27 protein-coding genes are annotated in these 22,401 nt (G+C 42.9%); 15 read left to right on the top strand and 12 right to left on the bottom strand.

Annotated features, from left to right (window positions below; all coding sequences use genetic code 11):
• Positions 1-105 precede the first annotated feature (105 nt).
• On the bottom strand, positions 106-1,029 hold the full coding sequence (locus tag ACMXYV_RS05595; RefSeq protein ID WP_415890785.1) for a LysR family transcriptional regulator: 924 nt from the start codon (positions 1,027-1,029) through the stop codon (positions 106-108).
• A gap of 297 nt (positions 1,030-1,326) precedes the next feature.
• Between ACMXYV_RS05595 and ACMXYV_RS05590 the strand changes: the two genes are divergently transcribed.
• Entirely contained in the window at positions 1,327-1,944 is a 618-nt protein-coding gene (locus ACMXYV_RS05590; protein WP_415890784.1) for a LysE family translocator, read from the top strand.
• Between the two features lie 54 nt (positions 1,945-1,998).
• On the opposite strand, the gene ACMXYV_RS05585 is transcribed toward ACMXYV_RS05590, so the two are convergent.
• Together ACMXYV_RS05585 and ACMXYV_RS05580 are read right to left on the bottom strand one after the other, a co-directional pair.
• A complete protein-coding gene (locus ACMXYV_RS05585) occupies positions 1,999-2,616 on the bottom strand; it encodes a nitroreductase family protein (protein ID WP_415890783.1) in 618 nt (205 codons plus the stop codon).
• 9 nt (positions 2,617-2,625) lie between these two features.
• The gene (locus ACMXYV_RS05580) at positions 2,626-3,534 is read right to left on the bottom strand and encodes an EamA family transporter (RefSeq protein ID WP_415890782.1); all 909 of its coding nucleotides are present in this window, start codon (positions 3,532-3,534) and stop codon (positions 2,626-2,628) included.
• Between the two features lie 113 nt (positions 3,535-3,647).
• Between ACMXYV_RS05580 and ACMXYV_RS05575 the strand changes: the two genes are divergently transcribed.
• Positions 3,648-4,148, top strand: coding sequence for a MarR family winged helix-turn-helix transcriptional regulator (locus ACMXYV_RS05575; protein WP_415890781.1), 501 nt, complete (start codon positions 3,648-3,650; stop codon positions 4,146-4,148).
• 9 nt (positions 4,149-4,157) lie between these two features.
• Here the strand turns inward: ACMXYV_RS05575 and ACMXYV_RS05570 are convergent, their stop codons facing one another.
• Together ACMXYV_RS05570 and ACMXYV_RS05565 are read right to left on the bottom strand one after the other, a co-directional pair.
• The gene (locus ACMXYV_RS05570) at positions 4,158-4,421 is read right to left on the bottom strand and encodes a hypothetical protein (protein WP_415890780.1); all 264 of its coding nucleotides are present in this window, start codon (positions 4,419-4,421) and stop codon (positions 4,158-4,160) included.
• Positions 4,418-5,350, bottom strand: coding sequence for a universal stress protein (locus tag ACMXYV_RS05565; RefSeq protein WP_415890779.1), 933 nt, complete (start codon positions 5,348-5,350; stop codon positions 4,418-4,420). The genes ACMXYV_RS05570 and ACMXYV_RS05565 overlap by 4 nt, the downstream gene beginning before the upstream one ends.
• Before the next feature lie 214 nt (positions 5,351-5,564).
• On the opposite strand from ACMXYV_RS05565, the gene ACMXYV_RS05560 reads away from it, so the two are divergent.
• Together ACMXYV_RS05560 and ACMXYV_RS05555 are read left to right on the top strand one after the other, a co-directional pair.
• Complete coding sequence (locus ACMXYV_RS05560) at positions 5,565-5,978, top strand: DUF2892 domain-containing protein (RefSeq protein ID WP_415890778.1); 414 nt, start codon at positions 5,565-5,567, stop codon at positions 5,976-5,978.
• Positions 5,979-6,154: 176 nt separating this feature from the next.
• Entirely contained in the window at positions 6,155-7,435 is a 1,281-nt protein-coding gene (locus ACMXYV_RS05555) for a GGDEF domain-containing protein (RefSeq protein ID WP_415890777.1), read from the top strand.
• A 50-nt stretch (positions 7,436-7,485) separates the two neighbouring features.
• Here ACMXYV_RS05555 and ACMXYV_RS05550 read toward each other — a convergent pair whose 3' ends face one another.
• A complete protein-coding gene (locus ACMXYV_RS05550) occupies positions 7,486-8,409 on the bottom strand; it encodes an alpha/beta fold hydrolase (protein WP_415890776.1) in 924 nt (307 codons plus the stop codon).
• 140 nt (positions 8,410-8,549) lie between these two features.
• Between ACMXYV_RS05550 and ACMXYV_RS05545 the strand changes: the two genes are divergently transcribed.
• From ACMXYV_RS05545 to ACMXYV_RS05520, 6 genes are all read left to right on the top strand, one after another.
• Positions 8,550-8,939 (top strand): winged helix-turn-helix transcriptional regulator, encoded by a 390-nt coding sequence (locus ACMXYV_RS05545; RefSeq protein ID WP_415890775.1) that lies wholly within the window; start codon positions 8,550-8,552, stop codon positions 8,937-8,939.
• Between the two features lie 68 nt (positions 8,940-9,007).
• The gene (locus ACMXYV_RS05540; RefSeq protein WP_415890774.1) at positions 9,008-9,313 is read left to right on the top strand and encodes a hypothetical protein; all 306 of its coding nucleotides are present in this window, start codon (positions 9,008-9,010) and stop codon (positions 9,311-9,313) included.
• 58 nt (positions 9,314-9,371) lie between these two features.
• Positions 9,372-9,713, top strand: coding sequence for a hypothetical protein (locus tag ACMXYV_RS05535; RefSeq protein ID WP_415890773.1), 342 nt, complete (start codon positions 9,372-9,374; stop codon positions 9,711-9,713).
• A 12-nt stretch (positions 9,714-9,725) separates the two neighbouring features.
• Positions 9,726-10,025, top strand: coding sequence for a hypothetical protein (locus tag ACMXYV_RS05530; protein WP_415890772.1), 300 nt, complete (start codon positions 9,726-9,728; stop codon positions 10,023-10,025).
• 42 nt (positions 10,026-10,067) lie between these two features.
• The gene (locus ACMXYV_RS05525) at positions 10,068-10,364 is read left to right on the top strand and encodes an antibiotic biosynthesis monooxygenase family protein (protein ID WP_415890771.1); all 297 of its coding nucleotides are present in this window, start codon (positions 10,068-10,070) and stop codon (positions 10,362-10,364) included.
• A 35-nt stretch (positions 10,365-10,399) separates the two neighbouring features.
• Positions 10,400-10,762, top strand: coding sequence for a hypothetical protein (locus ACMXYV_RS05520; RefSeq protein ID WP_415890770.1), 363 nt, complete (start codon positions 10,400-10,402; stop codon positions 10,760-10,762).
• 50 nt (positions 10,763-10,812) lie between these two features.
• On the opposite strand, the gene ACMXYV_RS05515 is transcribed toward ACMXYV_RS05520, so the two are convergent.
• Complete coding sequence (locus ACMXYV_RS05515) at positions 10,813-11,250, bottom strand: hypothetical protein (protein WP_415890769.1); 438 nt, start codon at positions 11,248-11,250, stop codon at positions 10,813-10,815.
• 305 nt (positions 11,251-11,555) lie between these two features.
• Between ACMXYV_RS05515 and ACMXYV_RS05510 the strand changes: the two genes are divergently transcribed.
• From ACMXYV_RS05510 to ACMXYV_RS05490, 5 genes are all read left to right on the top strand, one after another.
• The gene (locus ACMXYV_RS05510; protein ID WP_415890768.1) at positions 11,556-12,497 is read left to right on the top strand and encodes a winged helix-turn-helix domain-containing protein; all 942 of its coding nucleotides are present in this window, start codon (positions 11,556-11,558) and stop codon (positions 12,495-12,497) included.
• Between the two features lie 333 nt (positions 12,498-12,830).
• A complete protein-coding gene (locus ACMXYV_RS05505; RefSeq protein WP_415890767.1) occupies positions 12,831-14,903 on the top strand; it encodes a 4Fe-4S binding protein in 2,073 nt (690 codons plus the stop codon).
• Between the two features lie 30 nt (positions 14,904-14,933).
• Positions 14,934-15,422 (top strand): hypothetical protein, encoded by a 489-nt coding sequence (locus ACMXYV_RS05500; RefSeq protein ID WP_415890766.1) that lies wholly within the window; start codon positions 14,934-14,936, stop codon positions 15,420-15,422.
• Between the two features lie 141 nt (positions 15,423-15,563).
• On the top strand, positions 15,564-15,857 hold the full coding sequence (locus ACMXYV_RS05495) for a hypothetical protein (protein ID WP_415890765.1): 294 nt from the start codon (positions 15,564-15,566) through the stop codon (positions 15,855-15,857).
• Positions 15,858-16,146: 289 nt separating this feature from the next.
• Positions 16,147-16,485, top strand: a complete 339-nt coding sequence (locus tag ACMXYV_RS05490) for a zinc ribbon domain-containing protein YjdM (RefSeq protein ID WP_415887586.1) — start codon at positions 16,147-16,149, stop codon at positions 16,483-16,485.
• An 80-nt stretch (positions 16,486-16,565) separates the two neighbouring features.
• Here the strand turns inward: ACMXYV_RS05490 and ACMXYV_RS05485 are convergent, their stop codons facing one another.
• The 5 genes from ACMXYV_RS05485 to ACMXYV_RS05465 form a co-directional block, all read right to left on the bottom strand.
• On the bottom strand, positions 16,566-16,946 hold the full coding sequence (locus ACMXYV_RS05485) for an NUDIX hydrolase (RefSeq protein WP_415890764.1): 381 nt from the start codon (positions 16,944-16,946) through the stop codon (positions 16,566-16,568).
• A 78-nt stretch (positions 16,947-17,024) separates the two neighbouring features.
• A complete protein-coding gene (locus tag ACMXYV_RS05480; RefSeq protein ID WP_415890763.1) occupies positions 17,025-17,372 on the bottom strand; it encodes a Fis family transcriptional regulator in 348 nt (115 codons plus the stop codon).
• Between the two features lie 56 nt (positions 17,373-17,428).
• Entirely contained in the window at positions 17,429-18,718 is a 1,290-nt protein-coding gene (locus ACMXYV_RS05475; RefSeq protein ID WP_415890762.1) for a hypothetical protein, read from the bottom strand.
• The gene (locus tag ACMXYV_RS05470) at positions 18,718-19,536 is read right to left on the bottom strand and encodes an outer membrane lipoprotein-sorting protein (protein WP_415890761.1); all 819 of its coding nucleotides are present in this window, start codon (positions 19,534-19,536) and stop codon (positions 18,718-18,720) included. Before ACMXYV_RS05470 ends, ACMXYV_RS05475 begins: the two co-directional genes overlap by 1 nt.
• Positions 19,529-22,099, bottom strand: coding sequence for an efflux RND transporter permease subunit (locus ACMXYV_RS05465; RefSeq protein WP_415890760.1), 2,571 nt, complete (start codon positions 22,097-22,099; stop codon positions 19,529-19,531). The genes ACMXYV_RS05470 and ACMXYV_RS05465 overlap by 8 nt, the downstream gene beginning before the upstream one ends.
• Positions 22,100-22,401 lie beyond the last annotated feature (302 nt).

Genomic DNA, 22,401 nt, shown 5'->3' with positions numbered 1-22,401 from the left:
ACCTCGATCAGTAGATGGAGGCATTGTAGTTAGCTGAAAGGAATTAAAAAAATGCAAATATCAAATACCGGCTATGATTTAAAATCATACCTAGTATGATAAGTGCTATTCAGTTGCATGAGTGTCGATATGCATCTCGTCACGGAGCAGATCCGCAATCAAATTGCGTAACCAACGGTGGGCTGGATCTTGATCGTGAAGTGCATGCCAGCAGAGGTGATAGTTGTTCTGCGGCACTTCATCTAACGGTAGTTCAGCGTAACTCAAAGGAAAGTGCGCTAAAGCATTGCTAGCAATATGCTGCGGCAAGATCATCAGCATAGGTTCGCTAGATAACACTTGAAACGCCGCAGAGAAGAACGGTACTTCAAACTGAATGCGACGTTGTAAGCCTTGGGCTTCCAGCGCACGATCAAAGAAGGAGTCTTTATCACCACCGCTGTTTAAACGCAGAAATGAGTATTCCAGCATCTTTTCTATAGTAAGGCTTTCACCCGCTAGCGGATGGTCTTTCGCCATCAAACACACTGGGCTATCTTGGCCGATATGAATGCTCAGTACATTTTCTGGCAAACTGTTGGTCGTCGTTGAAGCGAGATCGAGGGGAAGCTGGCCTAAACGTGTTAACAGTTCTGGTCGCCACATCTCGTAGCTGATATCGATCCCCGGTGCTTCTTGGCGAAGCTTTTGCAAAATATCGGGAAAGATAAACTGCGCCACATGATCGGTGCAGGCGAAACTAAAGCGACGGACACACTCGGCGGGGTTAAAGCTGTCACCCTCCCCTAGCTCATCCACCTCAGCCAGAATGGCCTGCACTTTAGGCAGTAACTCTTTGGCTTTGGCACTTAACAGGTAGTCATTACCTTCGCGAATAAGCAGTGGGTCGGCAAAATGATCGCGTAGCTGACTTAACTGTCGGCTCATGGCTGATTGCGTAAGGTGTAACCGATCAGCAGCACGGGTTACATTGCGTTCTTCCAGCATAATAACTAATGCACGCAGCAGGTTCAGATTAAGTCGATTCACAAAGATTCAGCCATAGCTCTCTAAAAGATTAATCATAATCTATCTGATCCTATCCATCGAACACTAGAGTCTGTCCATGAAACGCAAGGGGCTATCCAGTAAACGCTAAGGGCTTTTCATCAAACGCTAGGGCCTATCTGTACCCTTTTTAAGAGCAATACAGTACAACTGTGTTACATCTGTGACGGTTAATTATCTCTTTTCTGCCTCTGCACCTAGAACTTTGCTTATACGACACTATATAGCTTACGAACATTTCCACTTTTGTATTTAGTTGTCTGTTACGGAACTCTTTTTATGGAAATCTACTTAGCGATTTTAGTGTTTGCTATCTCATCCACGGTAACCCCTGGCCCCAACAATATTATGATTATGACCTCAGGGCTTAACTTTGGGGTTAAGCGCAGCATGCCTCACCTGCTAGGCATCTGCTTGGGCTTCCCATTGATGGTTGTGGCTGTAGGTTTGGGTTTTAGCGCGGTATTTGAGAAGTTTCCGATTGTTCACGAAATCATCAAAGTACTCGGCGTGACTTATCTGCTTTACCTTGCTTGGTTAGTCGCTTCTTCTGCCCCTACATCGATGGAAGGTGATAAGAAATCTAATCCGCTGACCTTTATGCAGGCAGCGCTTTTTCAATGGGTAAACCCAAAAGCCTGGGTGTTGGCTACCGGCGCAATTGCGGCCTATACCTCGCAAGATACAACGATGTTGCTACAAGTTATGGTGATTAGCCTGTCATTCTTTGTGGTAAGTTTTCCATGTGTGGGCGTATGGCTAGTCTGTGGATCGTGGCTGAAGCATTTCCTAAAAGAGGCAAAGTACCAACGAGTATTTAATATCTCGATGGCACTTTTATTGGTGGTTTCGGTATTGCCGGTATTGAACGAGCTACGCCAAACTTATTTAGCTTAACTTCTCATCTCGCATCTCATCACTTCAACACGCTAGTCTGTTTTCTGTTGATCGTTAAACAAACGCAATCACATCCTCAACAGACTGGCGTGGTTTCTGCGGCCAGCTCTGTTTTGCTGGGTAGCCAAGCGTTACTAGCATTACTGGAATATCGGTCTCTTCAAGCTCAAACTCAGCGTGTAATTGACCTGAATCGAACCCAGTCATTGCACCTGATGCGATGCCCAGGCCATGAGCAGCTAACATCATAGTCATACCCGCTAATGAACCCGAACGTAGTGCTTCATCTCTCTGAAGGGTGTAATTGTCTTCATGTGAGTTCGTTGCCATCTCAACCCAACCATCAGCTACCTCTTGCGACATGATATTGGCTTCTACCACTGGGCTTAGCTGTTTCGGCAACTGCTGATAGCCCTTCAGCGTGCCGCAGATAATCACGGTGGCTGAGGCATCTAAAATTTGTGGCTGGTTAAACGCGATTGGATGCAGTTTCTGTTTGGCTTCTTTGCTAGAGACAACAATAAACTTCCAGTTCTGCATGTTATAAACCGAAGGCGATAGCGTCGCTAATCGCAATAGCTCTTTAAGCTGTGCATCTGATAGCTGCTTGTCTGCATCGTAACGTGCGACTGAGGCACGGGTTTCAATCAGTTGGGTAATCATATCTTTCATAACAACTCCTTACTCTTTAGCTTCAGCAACAACAGGCTGTTTAGAACGTGAAATAGATTTAGGGGATGTAGAGATTTGCACGACTAAAATGCTGACCAACACTGTGATCAGCCCAAGTAATGCAAAGCCCTGTAAGCTTTGATCGAGCAGCCACCAGCCCAACACCACTGCGGTAACGGGGCTTAGTAGTCCTAAAGATGACACTGCGACCGGTGGCAGTGTCGCGATACCTTTAAACCACAGTAGATAAGCGATTAACGCTCCGAATATGGACAGGTAGGCGTAACTTAGTATTTCTGTACTGTTTAATACAGGCAGCGCTGGATCTAGAACGTAGGCAGCGGGCAGCAACATCAATCCACCCAGCAATAACTGCCAGCCGGTAAAAGCCAATACAGGAAGAGAACTCTGCCAGCGTTTAGCTAAGTAGGTTCCAGCCCCCATAGAACACGCACCAAGAAATGCCGCAATAATTCCCCATAGATCCCACTCAGTATTCGGCGACAGAAGCAATGCAGCCATACCAATAACACCAAATACTGCTGCAATCACTGAAACTACACGTGGTGCTTTGCTATCCACCAGCCAGATTAACAACATCAGCAACAACGGCTGTATCGCACCTACCACAGCTGCAATCCCGCCGGGTAAACGATATGCCGCTACAAACAATAGCCCTTGGAACAGTCCAATATTTAGCGCGGAGAGAATGATTAACCTTCCCCACTCTTTGCGCTTAGGCAGATAAAAACTCATCAATAACAGCAAGAAGCCCGCAGGAAGCACACGAATCAATGCAGCGGTATAAGGACGATCAGCAGGTAAAAGCTCAGTCGTAACGATATAAGTCGAGCCCCAAATAATGGGCGCTAATGCCGTTACAACAATACGCATGCTGTTAGGTAGATTACCGATCATTCTCGTCACCTTGGTTATTTTGTATCGATGAAGAATTTATCTTGAATTCAAGATATAATTAAACAATGACAGCAAACTATCTTGATATCAAGATAAATTTTCAGGTGTAACAGATGACAGATAAATCAGCAGATGCTGTAGATAAGATAATTTCACAGTGGAAATCAGAAAGACCAGAGCTTAATTCTGAGCTGATGTCCGTAACGGGGCGCATCAAGCGAAGCTCAGCGTTGGTTCAACAAAGGCTTGAAAAAACCTTTTTAGAATATGGACTTAACTATTGGGAATTCGATGTTCTGGCGACGCTTTGTCGATCGGGTGCGCCCTATTGCTTAGCGCCGACCGCATTATTTTCTACCCTGATGGTGACCTCTGGCACTATGACCCATCGCCTGAAAGGATTGGAAAAAAGAGGTTTAATCAGCCGCTGCAACAATCCCGAAGATGCCCGCAGCATGTTGGTTAAATTAACCGATGAGGGTTTAGAACTGATTAACGAAGCAGTAAGCGCCCACGTTGATAACCTTGATCGAATGATGAGCGCCTTCTCTGAAGAGGAGAAAATTCAGATGGATAAAAGCTTAAAGCGCTTACTAGAAGTGCTAGAGCAATAAGCTAAAGATCTATAAAAATAGGGTTAAGATACATAAAAATGGCGCTATCACCGCTAAAGTAAAACATTTACCCATCACCTGAAGTAAATTATGTTGCGGGTTCTTCCACACATAGAGCCCGTTAATTAACAAGGTAATAGGGATGGCAAACATACCTATCAAAAAAGCAGCCAAACCGGCCCAAGAACCATTGCCTTGGTTCATTGATGCGATGATAAAAATCACCAAAGCCTGAAACGCTGAAGGCAAGATAACACCGATAAATATCCTCATGATTCTGGTACAGGGCAAACAAAATCAGGATGTTTAACGATCAGCACATCGCAATCTACATGATCGACTACATGTTCCGTTGTGCTGCCGACTAATAAACGATCCAAAATGGTACGGGCCACACCACCCATCACAACCACATCGATTTTATTGTGTTTTGCATAGTTACTAATAGTTAGATCCGCTTCGCCTTTGATGATGTCGACCATATCGGATTCGATGCTCAAACCGTATTCTTGAAGCAGTTCATCGCAGGAGCTAAAGTGACTTCGCTCGACTCGCTCCTGCAGAGCCTCGTAGTCTGTGACTACATGCTCATCAAAGATCACTTCTTGGGGTAAGGTGTTATAGCAATGCAAAATCCTTAACTCGCTATAGCCATCATCCATCATTTCACGGGTTCGCTGTATCAGTTCCCGATCTAATGCACCTTTCTCATCACCTTTATGTAAAGGATCGATACAAGTGACAACACGGGTATGATCGCCCCAAGGTCGTTGTTTCACAAACAGAACGGGGACCGGACATTTACGAGCAAGCTGCCAATCGACCGGGGCAAATAGGTAATGGCCCAATCGAGTATGCGGCTGAATTGAATGAAGGACTAAATCTGGTTGAAAACGCAGAACCTTACGAACAATCCCCTCACCGGTATGACGATTCCAACTAGCATCAAATCCCGTTTTTATACCTAGGGCTTCGATATTTAAACAGAGCTCTTCAAGCTTGGCTTCAGTCTGTTTAACGTAGGCATGTTCGGCTTTTAATTCTTGTTTGGCATCAAACATGTGACTATGTTTGAGCGAGCGATTGTAACAACAACTAAACAGTTCTAGAAAAGCAGAATGTTGTTCCGCTAGGTTTACTGCTTTCTCTATAAGGCTGGAGTTATCGTGTTTAAAATCGATATTAACCAGTAACCTATCCATCTCTTCCTCACCAACAAGTGGTTGATATTCCTCTCTCTATACTTCCAGTCTGGATCCTAAATTGAAGGTTTTCCAGTTCGTTTATCTTCCTCCTTATAACAAAGCATGCTTTCACTACATTTAATTATAAAAACTTGAACTAAGCCCGACCTTTATATTAGATATAACTTATATATAATATTTATCCAACGACTCTCTACTTGAAGGAATCATCATGTCTCTTAACGCCGCGCTTCGTCTGATGGCTGGCAGTGTTATATTAGCTAGCTTAGTTTTAGGTACTTACGTAAATGCCAACTGGTACTACCTCACCGGCTTTGTTGGCCTTAACCTATTCCAATCGGCTTTTACCGGCTGGTGCCCTGCCGTGTTTATTTTTCAGAAGTTGGGGTTAAAAGCAGAAAGCTGCAATTGTGAGGGCATGACTATCAACCAAGGCCTGCATATTATTGCTGGATGTGTGGTGATGCTAACAGTAGCACCCGTATTGTTCTTACAAGCACCACAAGCGTTATTAATCGTAACGGCTATCGTAGGTGTGAGTTTGACCCAATCGGCACTCACTGGCTGGTGCCCAGCTATGATGGTTGCGAAACTTTTAGGTTTTAAAAGTACTCAAGCAAGCTAATTACATCTAGTTCCGTTCGGCCTAGCTTCCCCACTCCTTGTGCTAGGCCACAAAAACAAGCCGGAATATATCCGGCTTGTTTAACTTCCTTCATTTTGTTGTCTAAAAACAATATTTTTACTTGTGATGTAGATACAATAACCAATCTATTTAGCTTCAGAATTTTATAGATAGACATGCTATTGCGATCTGCCGGTTTAATACTGCCCTCTTTTATTCTGCTGTGTGCGGCAGGCCTGTTATTGCCTATTACTGCTCAATTGAGTGAGGAATACCAACATATTCTCACTCTGACTCCCTATCCTCTGGCGATCATTGTTGCGCTTCTCGGTTATGGATTTAACCGCAGTCGTATTCTCTTTGCCGCGGTTAACCTCTGTGGTGCTTACTGGTTGATCCAGAATGGACTACAAACAAGCTTAAACCAGCCAGATGCTTTTGTTCTGTTCAGCTGCATATCAATACTGCTCCCTTTTCATCTAGGCTGTATTGCGCTGTACAAAGAGCGAGGTTTATTTACCCCTGTTGGCATCATCCGACTGTCTGTCATCCTGATTAGTTACGGGGTTTTATATCTAATTTGGTCCAATGGTTCCTTAGGGCTCTACCTAGCCAATCTGCCAATGATGATGTTAGAAATGCTGTTGCACGAGTATTACCTAAGCCAAGCAGCTGCTCTGGCATTTGGCCTTGGTCTCGTACCAATTATGCTCTCGTTTGTCTTTAGGAAGACCTATACAGATGCCGCTTTGTTAGCGAGTTTATTATCTGCCCTGATTATGCTGAGTTGGTTCCACCAACCTATGATTTCTGCGCTATTTATTTCTGCCAGCATGATCGCACTGGCAATCTCTGTAGTTCAAAACTCTTATCAAATGGCATTTATTGATGAACTTACTTGTATCCCTGCCCGTCGAGCATTGCTTGATAAGTTCTCCACGCTAGGTAAAAAATACACCTTGGCTATGTGTGATATCGATCACTTTAAAAAGTTTAACGATACCTACGGCCATGATGTCGGCGACCAAGTTTTGAAGATGGTTGCAGCCAAACTGAACCAGGTCAGCGGTGGCGGTAAAGCCTACCGTTATGGTGGTGAGGAATTCACTCTAGTGTTCCCTGGTAAGAGCGAAGCAGAAGCCCTGCCGTACATAGAACAACTGCGTGAAACCATCGCCAATTATCCTATGCATATCCGTAATAATGACCGACCCGACGATAACGAACAGGGCGAAAAAATGCGGAAACATGCCCCAGAAACTGAAATTGTCAGTGTCACCATCAGCATAGGCTTCTGTGAAAAAACACCTGAAATCCCAGATCCGATGGCCGTTATGAAGAAATCAGACGAAGCCCTATACGAATCAAAACGTAATGGCCGAAACTGCTCTACCGCTGTGCATTACAAACCACAGCCTAAGACTCAAAAACGCGGGCATCGCAAGGATTATGCTTAAGAGGCGATACTAAGGAGGTTTCAATAACCTCCTTACCCATAGGTTCAGTTTTACCCAGCCAAACGCTGCTCAGACAAACTCTCAATCCAATTGATCAGTTGGCTCACATACTCTGTTCCCGCATCTTCCGCTGAAAAGTGTGATGCATTTTCAAAGATGACCAACTCGCTATTGGGGATCTGTTTAGCTAGTACTTCTGCATTCTCAACCAATACAAACGGATCTAGTTTTCCCCAAGTAATTAATGTTGGAAGACTAATCTCTTTTAGCCTCTGTTCGATCCAAGGCAGCTCTTTAGAATACGTCGAGAAAAAGCTGACAGCACACTGATGTGACTGCTCATTGAAAGCAATATCGTAATACTCTTTAACCGCTTCTTTACTCGGTTTGTAATAGTGATAACCATCCTTAACAGCGGTCAAAAAGTTAGTTTTCATCACCGATTTTTTAATAATTCCTTTAGCTAACCAACGTACGAATGATGATTTAATCACCGCTGTCAGAATCGGTGAAAGCTTCGGTGGGTAATTGCCCGGCCCATCAAAGATATTTAAGCTCAAGAATCGATCTTCATGATTAATTACAGCGGTCAACGCAATCGGTACCCCAACATCCGGCCCCACTAAATGGGCTTGCTGAATATTGAAATAGTCCATCACCTCTATCACAACTTCGCTGAGTAAACTTGGAGACATATCAGCCTCTGCAGCTTGAGATAAACCAAATCCAGGAAGGTCGATAGCGAGTAGATCAAACTTCTCGCTAAAGCTATCGATAGAGGATTCCCACATCCGAATGCTCTGTGGCAAACCATTTAATAAAAGTAAGGTTGGCGCATTTGACTTTTCCCTTCTCAAATAACGGATCTTAAATTTGCCCACAACAACAAACTGCGGAGCAAAAGGGTCATCTTGTACCTCAGGCTTGACTGATGCGAACTGAGTTAGGGCTTTATTCAAAAGAGCTTGAGTCATCAGGAGGCCTCTACCTTCATATTTTGCGTTGAAAAAACACATTAGTTACTTTTGTATACCAGTATAAACATTGAATACTAAATAACAATTAGGCACTATTTAGTACTCAAGTTACCTTTTGATAACCTATGGCATGACTCATGACTTCAGAAACACCGGAAAACCCAAGACGTCTTTTTAAGAACGATCCAGACTGTCCTGTACGGAATGTAGTCGCTCAAATCGGTGATAAGTGGTCAATCCTAATTCTGTTCGCACTCGTGGATGGGCCCGATCGCTTTAATGCTCTACGCTCAAGGATTGAAGGGATCTCACAGCGTATGCTGACACAAACCCTCCGAGATCTAGAACGAGATGGTTTTGTGCTGCGTACCGTCTACGCTCAGGTACCTGTAAAAGTAGAATATGAGCTCACTGAGCTTGGGAAGGGATTAGCCTCATCCGTATGGAAGTTGGTATCTTGGGCAGATGACCATCACGATGAAATCCGCACTGCTCGCCAAAAATATGATGAATCTGCTGAACAATAGATAACGTCCTTCTCACATACGATACAAAAGGAATTACGACAAGGAGCCTTCTTTAAAAGGAGTGAAGGATGATAGAAAGCTTACCTCAGATAGTTGGACTAGCTCTTGGTCTTTTGATTGCGATACCTATGGGTATTCATATGTTTCGTGAGTGCTTTAGCAATTACAAACGATTTAAAGATGAGCTTAAGCAATCACAAGGCAATGAAGAGGTGAAGTTATATGATGGCGAATTCACCAAAGCAGTTAATCATCAGTTTATTGAGTTTAAAGCTGTTTTTGCTTTGGCATTTCCTATCTTAGTATTCTTACTCACCTACTTTATTACAAGTTCCATAGCTGAATCAGCCATACAACTGTATGCTGGTGAGTAATTAGAATCGCTAGTACGGTTCAAATTAAAAAACGGATTGCATTTAAAAGGATTTTCACATGGAAGTACCAGCTCTCACTCTACACTTTTTAGCCGTTATCAGTGCAACAATTGTTTTACCGTTGAAAATCGCGGCCTCATGGTTTGATGCTTCGCGAACTAATTTTTTTCTCTGCTTCATTGCTGCGATACTTGGCCCTTGGCTAGCGTTATTCGTTTTTAGTGCTGTGGGTGGCGGCTTTCTGGGGTTTATTGCGGCTCTAATCATGTTTGGCATAACCCTCGGAGCAATCCTTGGCACTACGACGTGGAATGCAATCAAACTCGCCGTTGTTGCTGTCATATTAAGTGCAGCGGCTATTAAATTTCATGAATCGTTCGCTTCAAATATATTGTTCTAGGTAGAAGTAGCTATGATCTTTGCAGAAATAGCATCCGATGTTAGCTACTACGATATCTATCCCAAGCTGCTTCAACTGGTGCAACAGGCATTCTCAAATGTTGAGTCTGGCGTACAAGGTGATGCTTGGATTTGGATCTATGAGGGTGAGGAAAAAGTCGCTCTAGATACCTTTACCAGTATGCGCTTTCAAATTAAGTCCGATAATATTAACGGCCTTTTGGTACAGAAAGTCATTTCGAAACTAGACGAGCACTACGAACTTTATATTTACGATGATCCAGAGTTAGAAGGGCATGAAGATACTTTTTAGCCCTTGAAGTCGTAGTCAGGAAAAAAGATATCGGAGATTGAAATGGTAAGAGTTGTTTATCGATGGCAAGTTCCGGCTGAGAACTTTGAGGAGTTTAAAGCGATCTGGACCGATACAACCAATCATATTCATGAAACTGTTAACGGTGCCCTTGGCAGCTTTATGCTGAAGTCCGTTGAAAATGAAGATGAAGTGATCACCATAGCCAAGTGGGACTCCCTTGAATCCTGGAAGAATTTTTGGGGCAATGAAAACCCAGAACAGATGCAGAAAATGCGAACGTTAGGCAAACGTACATCTGCAGATGCATACGAAGAGATAGAAGACTATACCCGTTAAGGTCCTCCGCAACGGATAATAAGGACATTACCTATATGAACTTGATTGGATATCTACTAGCAGCCGTTGGTTTATACGCACTTTACACAAACGGTATCGTTTTAGGATGTGTTGTTTTTTTCATCGGGGGACTCCTCGCAGGCAAGCTATTTTTCTGCTTACGAAGTCTAAGCGTCATCATAATTGCTGCCTCAGTGGCATATGGTTATCACAATAGCTTTACCCCTGAAGTTTTGTTCTGCCTTGCTGTTGGCGTGTTTTTAGCCACCTTTAATCGTAATCGATCCTCACGTAATAATGACGGTGATAACGGCTGGGGCATCGATTTTGATTTTTCCTCGTCAGGATCAGATGGAGGGAGTTGTGGCGGTGACTCCGGTGGTAGCGGCGGGGATTAATCTGATAAAGGAGAGTCTAGCTCTCCTTTGTCACTTCAGATAAATAATCGCTATTTATCTCTCAGTTCAAAAAGCTGCTCTAAGATCGATACATTTCTTTTTATAGACTCTAGCTCTTTTGGCGACTGACCATTTTGCTCTGCGAAGGCTAAAGCGTCTTGACTGATTTGCAGCCAATCCCTTTTAATGTCGATGTTCTCATTCATGCTAAAAGGGGCAGCCATTCTCATAGCGTCCTCATTGGAGATAAGTCCCCTCTCTTGCAGATCATTCACCATAGCGCCACGTTCACGCGTAGACAAATTGGTGACATCATATCTGTTTGCAATACCATTCAAAGCGCTTTGCGCATTACGCGCTTCTTTGCTCAGCTGTACATCACCATTCGTAGCTTGAACATTATTTCCGGTGCCATGGGAGGTATGAACAGATCCTTTACTGTGAGTTTGATAAACCTGAGCTGCTTGAGAAGTTTGGTTTACTTGCATGATGATTCCCTTACCCATTTAAAATGTATACTAAAAACATCAATGCAACCAGCATGCCAACCAATAAACATCTTAAGCTTTTCCCACTATAGGCACTTAGAATCAGTGCTGTAGCCTAGATCAACTTAATTCTACACTTATGCTCTACAGTGAAAAACTTGGAATTTAAGCGCAAAGCCTGCCGCTTTTCGGCAAGCCATTGCCCCTTGCTCAAAGAGTAACGACCAAAATACAGATGTATTGCTCTACAAATATTCTTTACTATTAACGACATACATAGAGTCACTATCACTTTAAACCCTATTATGAAATTTCATCAGCTCACTTTATCCGCGGCTTTGGCCGTTACAACTTTACTTGTCAGCTTCGCTTCTTTTGCTATAACGCAGCCAAACGATACCCGACAACAAACAGAATTGTTCCTAAATAATGAGCTTACTTGGATAAGAGACTATATAAACGAGAACAATCAAACGGGTCTGCGAATTAAACAAGCTTCGACTCCCCTAATAGAAACCATTGCTGTGTGGGATGCTAATCACGATCTAATTTTTCCAGATACCCAATCCAGTGCTCACCTTAACGATTACATAGTGACTAACAACTATTCCCGCTTAGAAGCTTTATTGCTGACAGCTACTCCAACTGCTTGGGAAGCATATGACATCAACGCGGATGCTTTATTCTTTTGTCAAAACGAAGGGCTTTCAGTCTGTGTATTGCTTAAGGCTGCAGAGCTTTCAACTGCTCTAAGCATCCCAAAAGATCAATTAGTTACCGGGTTACTAGCAGAAAACAAACATTTAGTAGCTTCCCAAAATGACAGTTACTTTTATAGCCTTATTTTAATTTTGCTAACCATCTTATTGGGTAGCACCGCCTATATCTTCTTCCAAAGAAAAAATAAAGAGAGCACTTCTACCGGTCATGACACGAATGATATTTTCGAGATGGGTGATATGAGAATCGACCCACGGCGCATGAGCATTACCCGTGGCAATTATAGCGAACAGATTTCTGTAAGAGATTTAAAGCTACTGACTTGCTTGTTCCAACATCCAGATGAAGTAGTGAGCAAAGACAAGCTTTATAACGCAGGATGGGGACGTGATTTTGTACCGAGCAGCCGATCCCTAGAACAACATATTGTGACTCTCAGAAAGAAACTAGATCCTAAGCGTCAATATAAACCAGTCATCGAAACCGTACATGGCCAAGGGTATCGCTTTCCTAAAGACTCGTTCTAATTTATTGATTTTTCATTATTTTTTTAAATTTCTTTTAAAAATCTGACACTTTACTCCACTTAAAAATCTTAAATAGCCTGTAAAAAATTGCGCTGACTTCATCGTCAGCGCGATAAATCGAAGGCTATAGTTTCCACTTAAAACCTCATCAGTGATTACTAGCACTGATCAGCTTTTACAACTGAACCTACATGCCTTATTGCTTGAAAAGGTTTATGTATGTGGAAGCTAAATAGTTATTCATGGCTGCTCTCGTTCTTACTACTCATCGTTCCTTCATTAGGATTTAGCGCTAGCTCTGTCAGCAATACTCCCATCAAGGTGGAGAGCATCATGACGCAGGAGAAATTGCGTAAGCTCTACCCTTCCCCGTTTGTTGTTGGAGAGAAAGACAACTCTATTGATGTCTGGCCACTCTTTAAAGAGGAAGTCACAGGGCTGAATCAAGTTGGTTATATTTACGAATCGATAGACTTCTCTTCTATCCCTGGTTTTATGGGTGTGCCTTATAACTTACTCGTTGTCCTCGACACTGAGGGCTCTTTTGTCGATGTACGCGTACTCTTCCATCGTGAGCCGATGTTCGTAGCCGGTATTGGTGAACAACCCATGTTTGATTTTGTTGATCAATATGAAGGGTTATCTCTGATGCAGAATATTAAATTCAGCGATAAACAAGGACAAAAGAAGCCAAACGACAGTAAAAATATTTATCTTGATGGCGTGACTGGCGCTACCGCATCTATTCGAATTTTAAATCAAACCCTTCTTTCTTCAGCAATCAAAATAGCAAGAGCCAAATTAGGTTTTGGTGGCAGTAAGGATCCAGACCTGATTGCCAAAATAGACCACGATATTTTTGAAGAAATGGGCTGGAATGAGCTACTCGATAGCGGCCTGATAAAAAAAATCCTATATACCAACGCTGAAGCCGAAGCCCTTTTTGCAGGCACGCAAGGAGAAGGACGAGACTCGATTGCTCTTAAGCAACCGAAAGACAATTTCGTCGAGCTTTATGTAATGGATCTCGCTATCCCAACCTTAGGAAGAAACCTATTAACCCCAGAATCTTGGGAGTTTTTACAAGAAAACTTAGAGGCTGGCGACCATGCTTTATTGATAGTCAGTAATGGACGCTATTCATTCATGCACGAGAATACTCTACGTGCAGGGATTTCTGATCGGTTACTTTTAAGACAACAAGGCTTGCCAATAGAGATGCGTGATCTTGATTTGGACGACCGCCTAGATCTGATTCAACCCGATTATAAAATCAAATTACCTGAGCCTCTAAGCCAAGCAGACTGGATGGTATATAGAGTTATCGATACATCAGGAATCGATATTTCCTTACCCTTAGAGTTCGATTTAAGTGTCATCCGAGGACAATCAATTTCCTACCTTCCGAGCACAACTAAAGAGTTTAAATTCAAATACAGCGTACCTGATGATTACTTTTATGAACCCGATATCAACGGTAAAACATGGCAACCGATTTGGGAGGATCGATTTGAAGAGATCATCATCCTATCACTGGGTTTAGTTGCCCTATTTATCGTCTTGATTAAGCAGGCATGGGTCACTAAACATAAAAAATTCTTCACCTATTTCCGAATTTGTTATCTGCTATTCACCCTTTTTTTTATCGGCTGGTATGCACAAGGGCAACTATCAATTGTAAACATAACGGGAGCCATTCAAGCATTGATGGCAGGCGGGAACTTAAACTTCTTCCTTTACGACCCAATGACAACCCTCCTTTGGGGCTGTGTCTTTATTACATTCTTTATTTGGGGGCGCGGTACATTTTGCGGATGGTTGTGCCCCTTCGGTGCACTTCAAGAATTATCAACAAAAGTACTGACGTCTTTAAACATCAGACAATTTGAACCATCAAATCAATGGGATAAGCACTTAAAAAAACTGAAGTATGTCGTACTGCTTCTGATACTTACCTGCGCTTTTACCTCTCCGATCTGGACAGACCGTCTAGTAGAAATAGAACCGTTTAAAACCAGCATTACCTTTTTCTTTGCTCGTTCCTGGCCCTTTGTCATTTGGGCTGTGCTCTTAGTCGTGCTCAGTGTGTTTGTCTATAAAGGCTACTGCCGTTATGTCTGCCCTTTAGGTGCCGCTATGGCGGTGCTTGGAAAACTACGTTTACTCAATTGGCTACCCAGACGTGATGAATGCGGCAGCCCTTGCCAACTATGCAAGCAGCGCTGCGAATACAGATCGATCGAACAAACGGGTCAGATCGACTACGACGAGTGCTTCCAGTGCTTAGATTGCGTCGTTATCTACGAAAACGACAATCTCTGTGTCCCGCTTATCGTCGAAAAACGTCAAGGTCGAAAGCTCAAAGCCCGACCACATAACCACAAATTAATAGCCACGTGTGAATAAATTAAACGTTCAATGATTAAGGAGCATGCAATGAATACCAACCTATATCCGCAGTGTCTGAGGGAATTATTAGACAGCGAAGTTTTCGGTGAAGCTGCATCGCTAGCTCTATATGAAGTAGCTAAAAACCCCGAAGAGAAATATAAATTTGGCACTTTATTACAACTAGAAACAGAAACTAAGGCTCGTCTCAGACCTATTTTGTACCGTTATCATATCGATCTGTACGAAGAAATTGACGAAGCCCAAATACAAGGTTTCGTCGAACTGTATCTACAAAGCAACTGGGAGCAGTTCATCGCCACCTTTAAACCTATCGTCATGCAATACCTTGAAAGATTTAAAGAGATAGCAGAGCTGGGGCCTGATCAAGATAATAAAACTCTCCTGTCCATGGTCGAGCATGAAACCGCAATTCTGACTTGGTTAGATCTGGAACTTGAAGGTCAAGGAGAGCGCTCGTTGGACGCCATTATTGCTCAGTTAAACTATCCTTTGCGGAAACCAAACCACGACTAAGTTATTTGAGCTTACTTTTCTAACTAGCTTAAAGACTCCCCAGAGCGACACCGAATATCTGTACAAGGTGTCGCCATTCTCAATCCTATCAATGTATGTAACCATGTAGCACCACTTAATTTTTCTCTCTAAGCCAGAGCCATGCCCTCAATTACCTACTCCATCGACATAGCTAAACCCATTGATGAGGTATACGCGATAACGCAGGACTACGATGTACGTTATGAATGGGATCCGTTTCCTGAGCATATTGAAATGATAAATGGCGCTACTGAAATAGCGATAGGTACCCAAGTGAAGGTTATTGCGAAAAGCGGTTTGGAGATGGTGGTTGAGTTTGTACAGATCAAACCACCCTATGTTGCCGCTATTAGAATGATTGAAGGCCCCATTATTCTTCGCAATTTCGCCGGTAGCTGGCTGTTAAAATCATGATCTGATGACACAACCCGAGTCACATTTACGTATTCGTTAAAGTCAAAAAAGTGGGCGCTACCTTGGATAACTGACAATTTTTTACGTTGGTATTTTGGTTCGAAGGTTAAAGCCAGACTTAATGGTTTAGCCACTTATTGTCAGAACCTATATCCTGAAAAATTCAGCTAAAAACGAGATCAATCTCAATTAACTAGCCACTATCGTAATCCCAGCGGTGTAAATCACTCGCTTAGTTTTCTTATAACTATTACCATTCACACTCAACTAATTTAAAGAAGTAGAAAGTATGTCTTTACCACCTTGCCCTGAGTGTAATTCTGAATTTGTTTACCAAGATCAAGAGCTTTTGATCTGCCCTGAATGCGCTCATGAATGGAACCCTGCTGAAGCGGATGCTGAAGAGGACGTCTTTGTTGTTAAAGATTCCAATGGCACACAGCTAGCTGATGGCGATAAAGTGACTTTAATTAAAGACCTTAAAGTTAAGGGCAGCTCGATAGTGTTGAAGATCGGCACAAAGGCGGTAATAAAGCGTATCGTTGAAGGTAAAGATCACGAGCTTGACTGCAAGGTTGATGGTGCAGGCGATATGATGGTTACTGCTAAGTTTGTTAAACGCGCCTAATTTCTTTTTATTCATTAGATCTATGGCAGCAGGCTGAAATCATCAGCCTGCTCGAAAAATCATCCTTCCCTAGATTTCTTCTACATTAAGCCAGCTGCTACTAACGCTTTTTTATCCGCTTCGCTGATACTTAGATTGTGACTAGGCGTAACCCACTCTATATCTTGCGCCTCCAGAGCCATGACTTCTCCCGCCCATTTATCAACTAGATAGTAATGCAGCAACTGATCTGGCGACGACGAAAATGGATGTGAACCCAAAAACCGATAAGATAACGGTATAACTGACAACTCTTCCTCTACTTCCCTCTTCAACGCTTGTATGTGGGACTCTTCTGGCTTGATATGCCCGCCCGGAATATTGATAGCAGCAGCTCCAGTTTTATCATCAGCCCAGCGATGTTCAAATAAAACTTGGTCATCCATCGTTAAAACAAAACAAACACATTCGCGTACTGACACAAAGACCTCCTCAAATAAAACTGAGCTTTCTACGTAAGAAACAATAAATTAGAGCTTTTTATATTGGTCGGAGGAGCCTTATAAGCGACCGAGCCTTAAGCTCCAATCTCCGCCACAAACCTCTTCGCAGGCTTCTTCGGAATCGAAAATTATCTGTTGAGTGGGTTTATTAAGCTTTACACCCGCTTGTGCCAGTTTCTCGGTAATTAAACTTTTTAAAAACTGATCCTCATGGGCATTTCTAGCAAGTGCTAGAAGTGATTCATCCTCAAAGACAGTGACAATCTTTAGCGATTCAGGGTAACGAGAAAAGTCCACTTTATGAGTGATCCAACAGAAGCCAGGTACGGACTCTAGTGCAATATCGCAAACATCAGTCAGCGTTTCACGGAGCGTTTTTTCTAGTTTTTTATCTGATTTTTTCATTTGGCTTGTCAAAAGAACCATAGCTTCAAGGAAAGATGATCATAACTGATTTAACATTAATAACCCCACCTAATCCTCGCATAAAGATTAGATGCATCCTCAAACTGCCCGAAGAATGTATGTGCTTCTTGGCCACCGAAAAGATTCGCGCCAACGGTCAGTTGTAACTCATCACTGAAACGATATTTTGCCGAAGGTCGATGATAGTAGTCATCGTCTGTCGGTGAATAAAAACTAAACCAACTCAGTGTTAGATTATCCTGTAAAGCCCGATAGCTTAGGCGTAGGGTCCATAGTTCTCGGTTCTGATCAGATCGATAAGGTGAGTTACCATCATTAGCGATCAGCTCTGCATAATCTTGTGTGTGTTCAAGATAATACTGCAGCCCTGCTGTAAATTTCGGTAATAACTCCTGTTCATATCCGACTAGAAAACGCACTTGGTTATTGGGTAGCAATGGATTGGATCCTTGACCATCTCCACCCTTATACCAAGCAATTTCACTGTACCCTATTCCCTTTACAATATTGGTTCTTAAGCTTGCACCAACAGCTTTTAATGGCGAGAAATAAACATGGCCTAAGACATTAAGTGCATTCGGTTGTTTCCAAAAACCTCTATAGGTATAAAAAGCCCATTCGGTGTTACTCGCTCCCCATGGCGCATTCCCATAGAAGCGCGCCGCGAATTCACCGTTTGAAAAGCTCTCTTGGGGATAATCCGGAACCAACATATTTTCCGGTGATGCTACTTGCTGACCTGCCAAAGGTGAGAAATAGGAAAAACGCTCACCGTTAATAAATTGATCGTTAGTAAAAACAGGCGTCCACACCAGATCTAAATTCGCGGTATTGCCATAGTAAGCAAGTTTGATGCTGGTCGATGGCGCTTTTAAGTACTCATCATCGCGCCCAGAAAAGAATGACTGCCAATCCTTTGCAAATAGATCATTCAGGAACAATAGATCACCCGTTCCCCAGGTTAATACCTGATGTCCTAAACGCAGATCCAACGAATCACTAAGTTGTAGATCAGCTAATGCTTCCCTTAGATTAAATTGAGTCGCTCCTTCCACCCCGTCGGTGTAGAGATCAGCTTTTAAGCTATAACGGCTATCGTTCGAGAAGTATTCTGTTTCTACCCGTCCTCGAAGTTCAGCAAGGGTTTTATCTTCATCTAAAACAGGATCATTGTTTAATCGCCCACCTGCACCCATTTCGATAAATCCGTGCCACTGAAGAGTTTGACTAGCCTCTTCGTCCCAATCGCTTTGCTCCCAATCATCAGCTGAAGCAGTTAAGCTAATGACCATCAGGCCCAATAAATATAAGCTTGCTCGAAACATTACTGCCTCCGAAGCCACTGGCGAGGCGGCTTACGCAATGAACGTTCTGAAAATACAGCTTGCTCCATACCTAAATCATACGTTTGATAACGGAACTCCATGATCGTTTCTGCGCCACTACGCAGATCCATCGCCTTAGATTGGATTACAGTGATATTACCTTGAATCACGTCGCTTTTGATTACCTCAATCCGGCGATAGAGCTGGCCGTTATCGTCGAGATAGTCAATTTTTTCCGGCAGATAATTTTGTTTATTAATCCATGTGGAATAACTACTAAACTCAACCTCTGCAGCTTTTATAGGCGTACTTTTAATTTGATAGTAGTTTTCACCTGTTTCGATCAATTGATGGGTATCTTCTTCGATACCACGTCCAGATACATCCTCATAAAAGAAATGTGAGCCAACAAAGCTAGTTCGTTTATCACCAGCTGAAATACGTTTAACCAGATCTAAACCGGGAAGATATAACCAACGGTCATCATCCTTACCTGGCGTTTTAGCAACTAAGAACGCTGTATTTCTTACATCTGATGGACGACTAAAGACAACCAGAAAATCCTGCTTACCACCATCCTCTCGATCTCGCCTTAAGATCGTAAACTGACGTTTTTGTACGCGCCCTTGGCTGTCTTTAATTAACATTCGTGCTTCAGAGCGACCGTCATCCCCGGCGTAATATGCTGTTAAATTCGCCTTTGCAACAATCTCGTTCGCATCCAATAAATCTGTAGCTAAGGTGTGGGTAGCATTAGTAACCAACACACATAGTAAAGCCCCAAAGAGCGTTGTTTTTAACAAGTTGGATTTATACATTTTGCTTTTCCTCAGTTGAGACGCTGCTTTGTGGTTCACCAAAAAGTGAGGTTTTGTTGCTAATAAAATGGATAACGGCTGGCAGTAAAATCACAGTGACGATCGCAGAGATACTCATGATCAAGGCCAAGAAAAATCCAACTGTGATGTAAGGCACTAACGGCGTAAGAAGTAAGGGGGTAAAACCAACCGCAACCACGACGGCATTACGACTAATCGCTCTAGCAGGCCCCTGATAAACTTCATTAACTGTCTTCGTCCAGCTGCCCGTACGTCGATAGATAGCACGGCAGCGCTCCAAAAAATGGATAGCAAAATCGACAGACAAACCTAAGGTCAACGCTGAAAGAACGGCAATCGGCATGTCATAGTCCTTGCCGATAAAACCGATCAGACCATAGATAAATAGGATGGTAACCGTGAGCGGTAACATGGCGAGCAAACCGATTTTGATCGACCGGAACAGAACAACCATCATCAGCAACACCATGAAGAAAGCGCTAATCAAGCTATTCAACATGCCGTTTACCATCTGCTCTTGCCACACGACGTTAATGTAAGTCAGACCCGCCCAGTTCATCTCAACACCCTGCGCTAGCGGGTTTTCAGACACAAAGCGATTGACCAGCTCAATTACTTGGCTCATATCTTGGTTATCACCGCTTCTTAGCTGCAGCCAGAGTAAAGTGGCATCGTACTCAGGCGTAACCATGTGCCAAAGGTCATCAGGACGGTGTGATGATTGAAAGCTCAGTACCGTTTGAGCGGCTGCAGAAGCATCAGAAGGCAATATAAACTGATCTCCGTCCCCGCCTCTTAATTCACGGTTCACCGTTTTAAGTAAGGTACCTAGAGAGTTAGTTTTACCCACCAGTTCAGATTGATCTAAGTAACTCTGTAGCTGATCTAGATACGCTAAGCCTTCAGGTGAAAGAAAGTACTTGGCCTTTACCTGAGCAGCTTCAACCTTATCTAGCATGCTCAGCCATAAAGTTTCGTTAGCAGGATCATCAAACGACAGATCATCGAATGCAAGGGCGAGCGCCTGTAAACGTTTACCCGGTGAATACGCATGCGTCTCTGCTCGCAGCTGAGTTATTTCCTGCATTACTTTTTCTGACAACGGTTGGCTTGTTAGCTCCTTCCAAAAAGATTCACCTAATTGTTCAGACGGCTTCTCAAACACAAGGTATGCATTATAAGTCCCGGCAAAATGAGCGTTCATAACCCGATCCGCCAAGCGCAGGCGGTGATCCTCTTTAAACCAACGCACAGGGTTATCGTTAATTTGAATGGTACTCACACCATAAATAGATAGTGCTGATATAAGCGCAAAAACAATTATGATGCCTTTAGAGCGGTTGATAGAGAAACGTCCCGCTGCGCTCAGTAACCAACTTAGTTTTTGCGATGAATCTTCTCTAATCGAATGATCTTTAAGCGCCTGTAAACGCTGTGGTGATAGACTCACAATAAATGCAGGCACTAGAAAAACGGTCAGAACAAAGGCCAACATAATGCCAAACGCAACATGCAGACCAAAAATTTGCACAGGGGGGATCGGGGTTAACGCCAGAGAGGCAAAACCCACTGCGGATGTAATCGATGTGTATAGCATCGGTGTGAAGAGATGACCTAGTACCTCTTGTAACGCCTGCTTAGGATCTTCCCCCGGTTTATATCTATCAGAAAATTCAGAGAGTAAGTGCACCGAATCTACGACAGCGATAGGCATCAAAAAGATAGGGATCATCGAGCTCATAATATGTACCGTATGACCCTGCCCAATCAATGTGCCCATAGTGACAATAACCGTAGCCATAGCGACCAGCATAGGTGCAGTAATCAGCAGGATGGAGCGGAAGAAAAACCACATCAACACAAAAATCATTAAACCGGCTAAGGGTGCAGAAATGGCCATCTGGATAAACATCTCAACACCAAAGGTATCTTCGGCAACAGGTAAACCTGCAATGTGAAATTCATTACCTGATTCGGGATACTTCAGTTTTAGCCCATCAATAACCGCTTGAATTTCATTCGCTAAGCGATAGCTTTCTGACTTGTTTACGATCGGAATATATATCGCAGCTGCTTTAGCATCTGCTGAAACCAAGGTATTTTTTAACAGAGGTAGGCGCTCAACTGCGGCTTGAATTTTGTCAGCTTCAAGTTGAGTTGAAGGGGGAGTTTTCATCATCCATTCAAACAAGATCGCGCCATCCTGCTCAAATGACTGGCTGATGTTATCAACCGTGTTTAAAGCCATTAGATCTTGGCGAATAACCCCCTCCATCGAATCAACTGCTGTTGAAATATCATACAGCATAGATAGTGTTTCAGGGTTATATACCCCCTTTTCCTGTAGGGAGTTCACAATCCCAACCACAATCATGTCGTATATGCCAAAACGCTGTTTAACCTGATCATGGAACACACGGTCAATCTGGTCGTGAGGCAGCATGTTTTCTGGGTCTGTATCAATTTTAATGTTTGAAATTGGCAAAATTGCTGTAAAAACAAGCATTAAGATCAAGCCAAAAACAAACTTAGGTTTCTGCATTGGTAAGACCAACCAGCTAATTATTCTCCTCATTTTTCCTCTCAATTCGACCAAAAACTATTAATATTAGATCATACTAATATATAAAAGAAATAATAGTCAAATTGCGAATATAAGGTGATCAGGGTATGATTCACTCCGTTATAAAAAATGCACTATTCATAACTATAAGTTGATTAAAAAATCGACAGAAGCTGCAAATTGGGGATGAAGTCTGGATTAAGTCAAACAAATGAACCAAAGAGTTCGTAGACTAATCCGTTGTGAGCCCATAGATAAAAACAATACAGCGCTTCGGAGTG

This window comes from Neptuniibacter sp. SY11_33 (assembly GCF_047778025.1).
Classification (GTDB): domain Bacteria; phylum Pseudomonadota; class Gammaproteobacteria; order Pseudomonadales; family Balneatricaceae; genus Neptuniibacter.
Note: the sequence above shows the minus strand (reverse complement) of the source record. Positions and strands in the feature narration are given on the sequence as shown.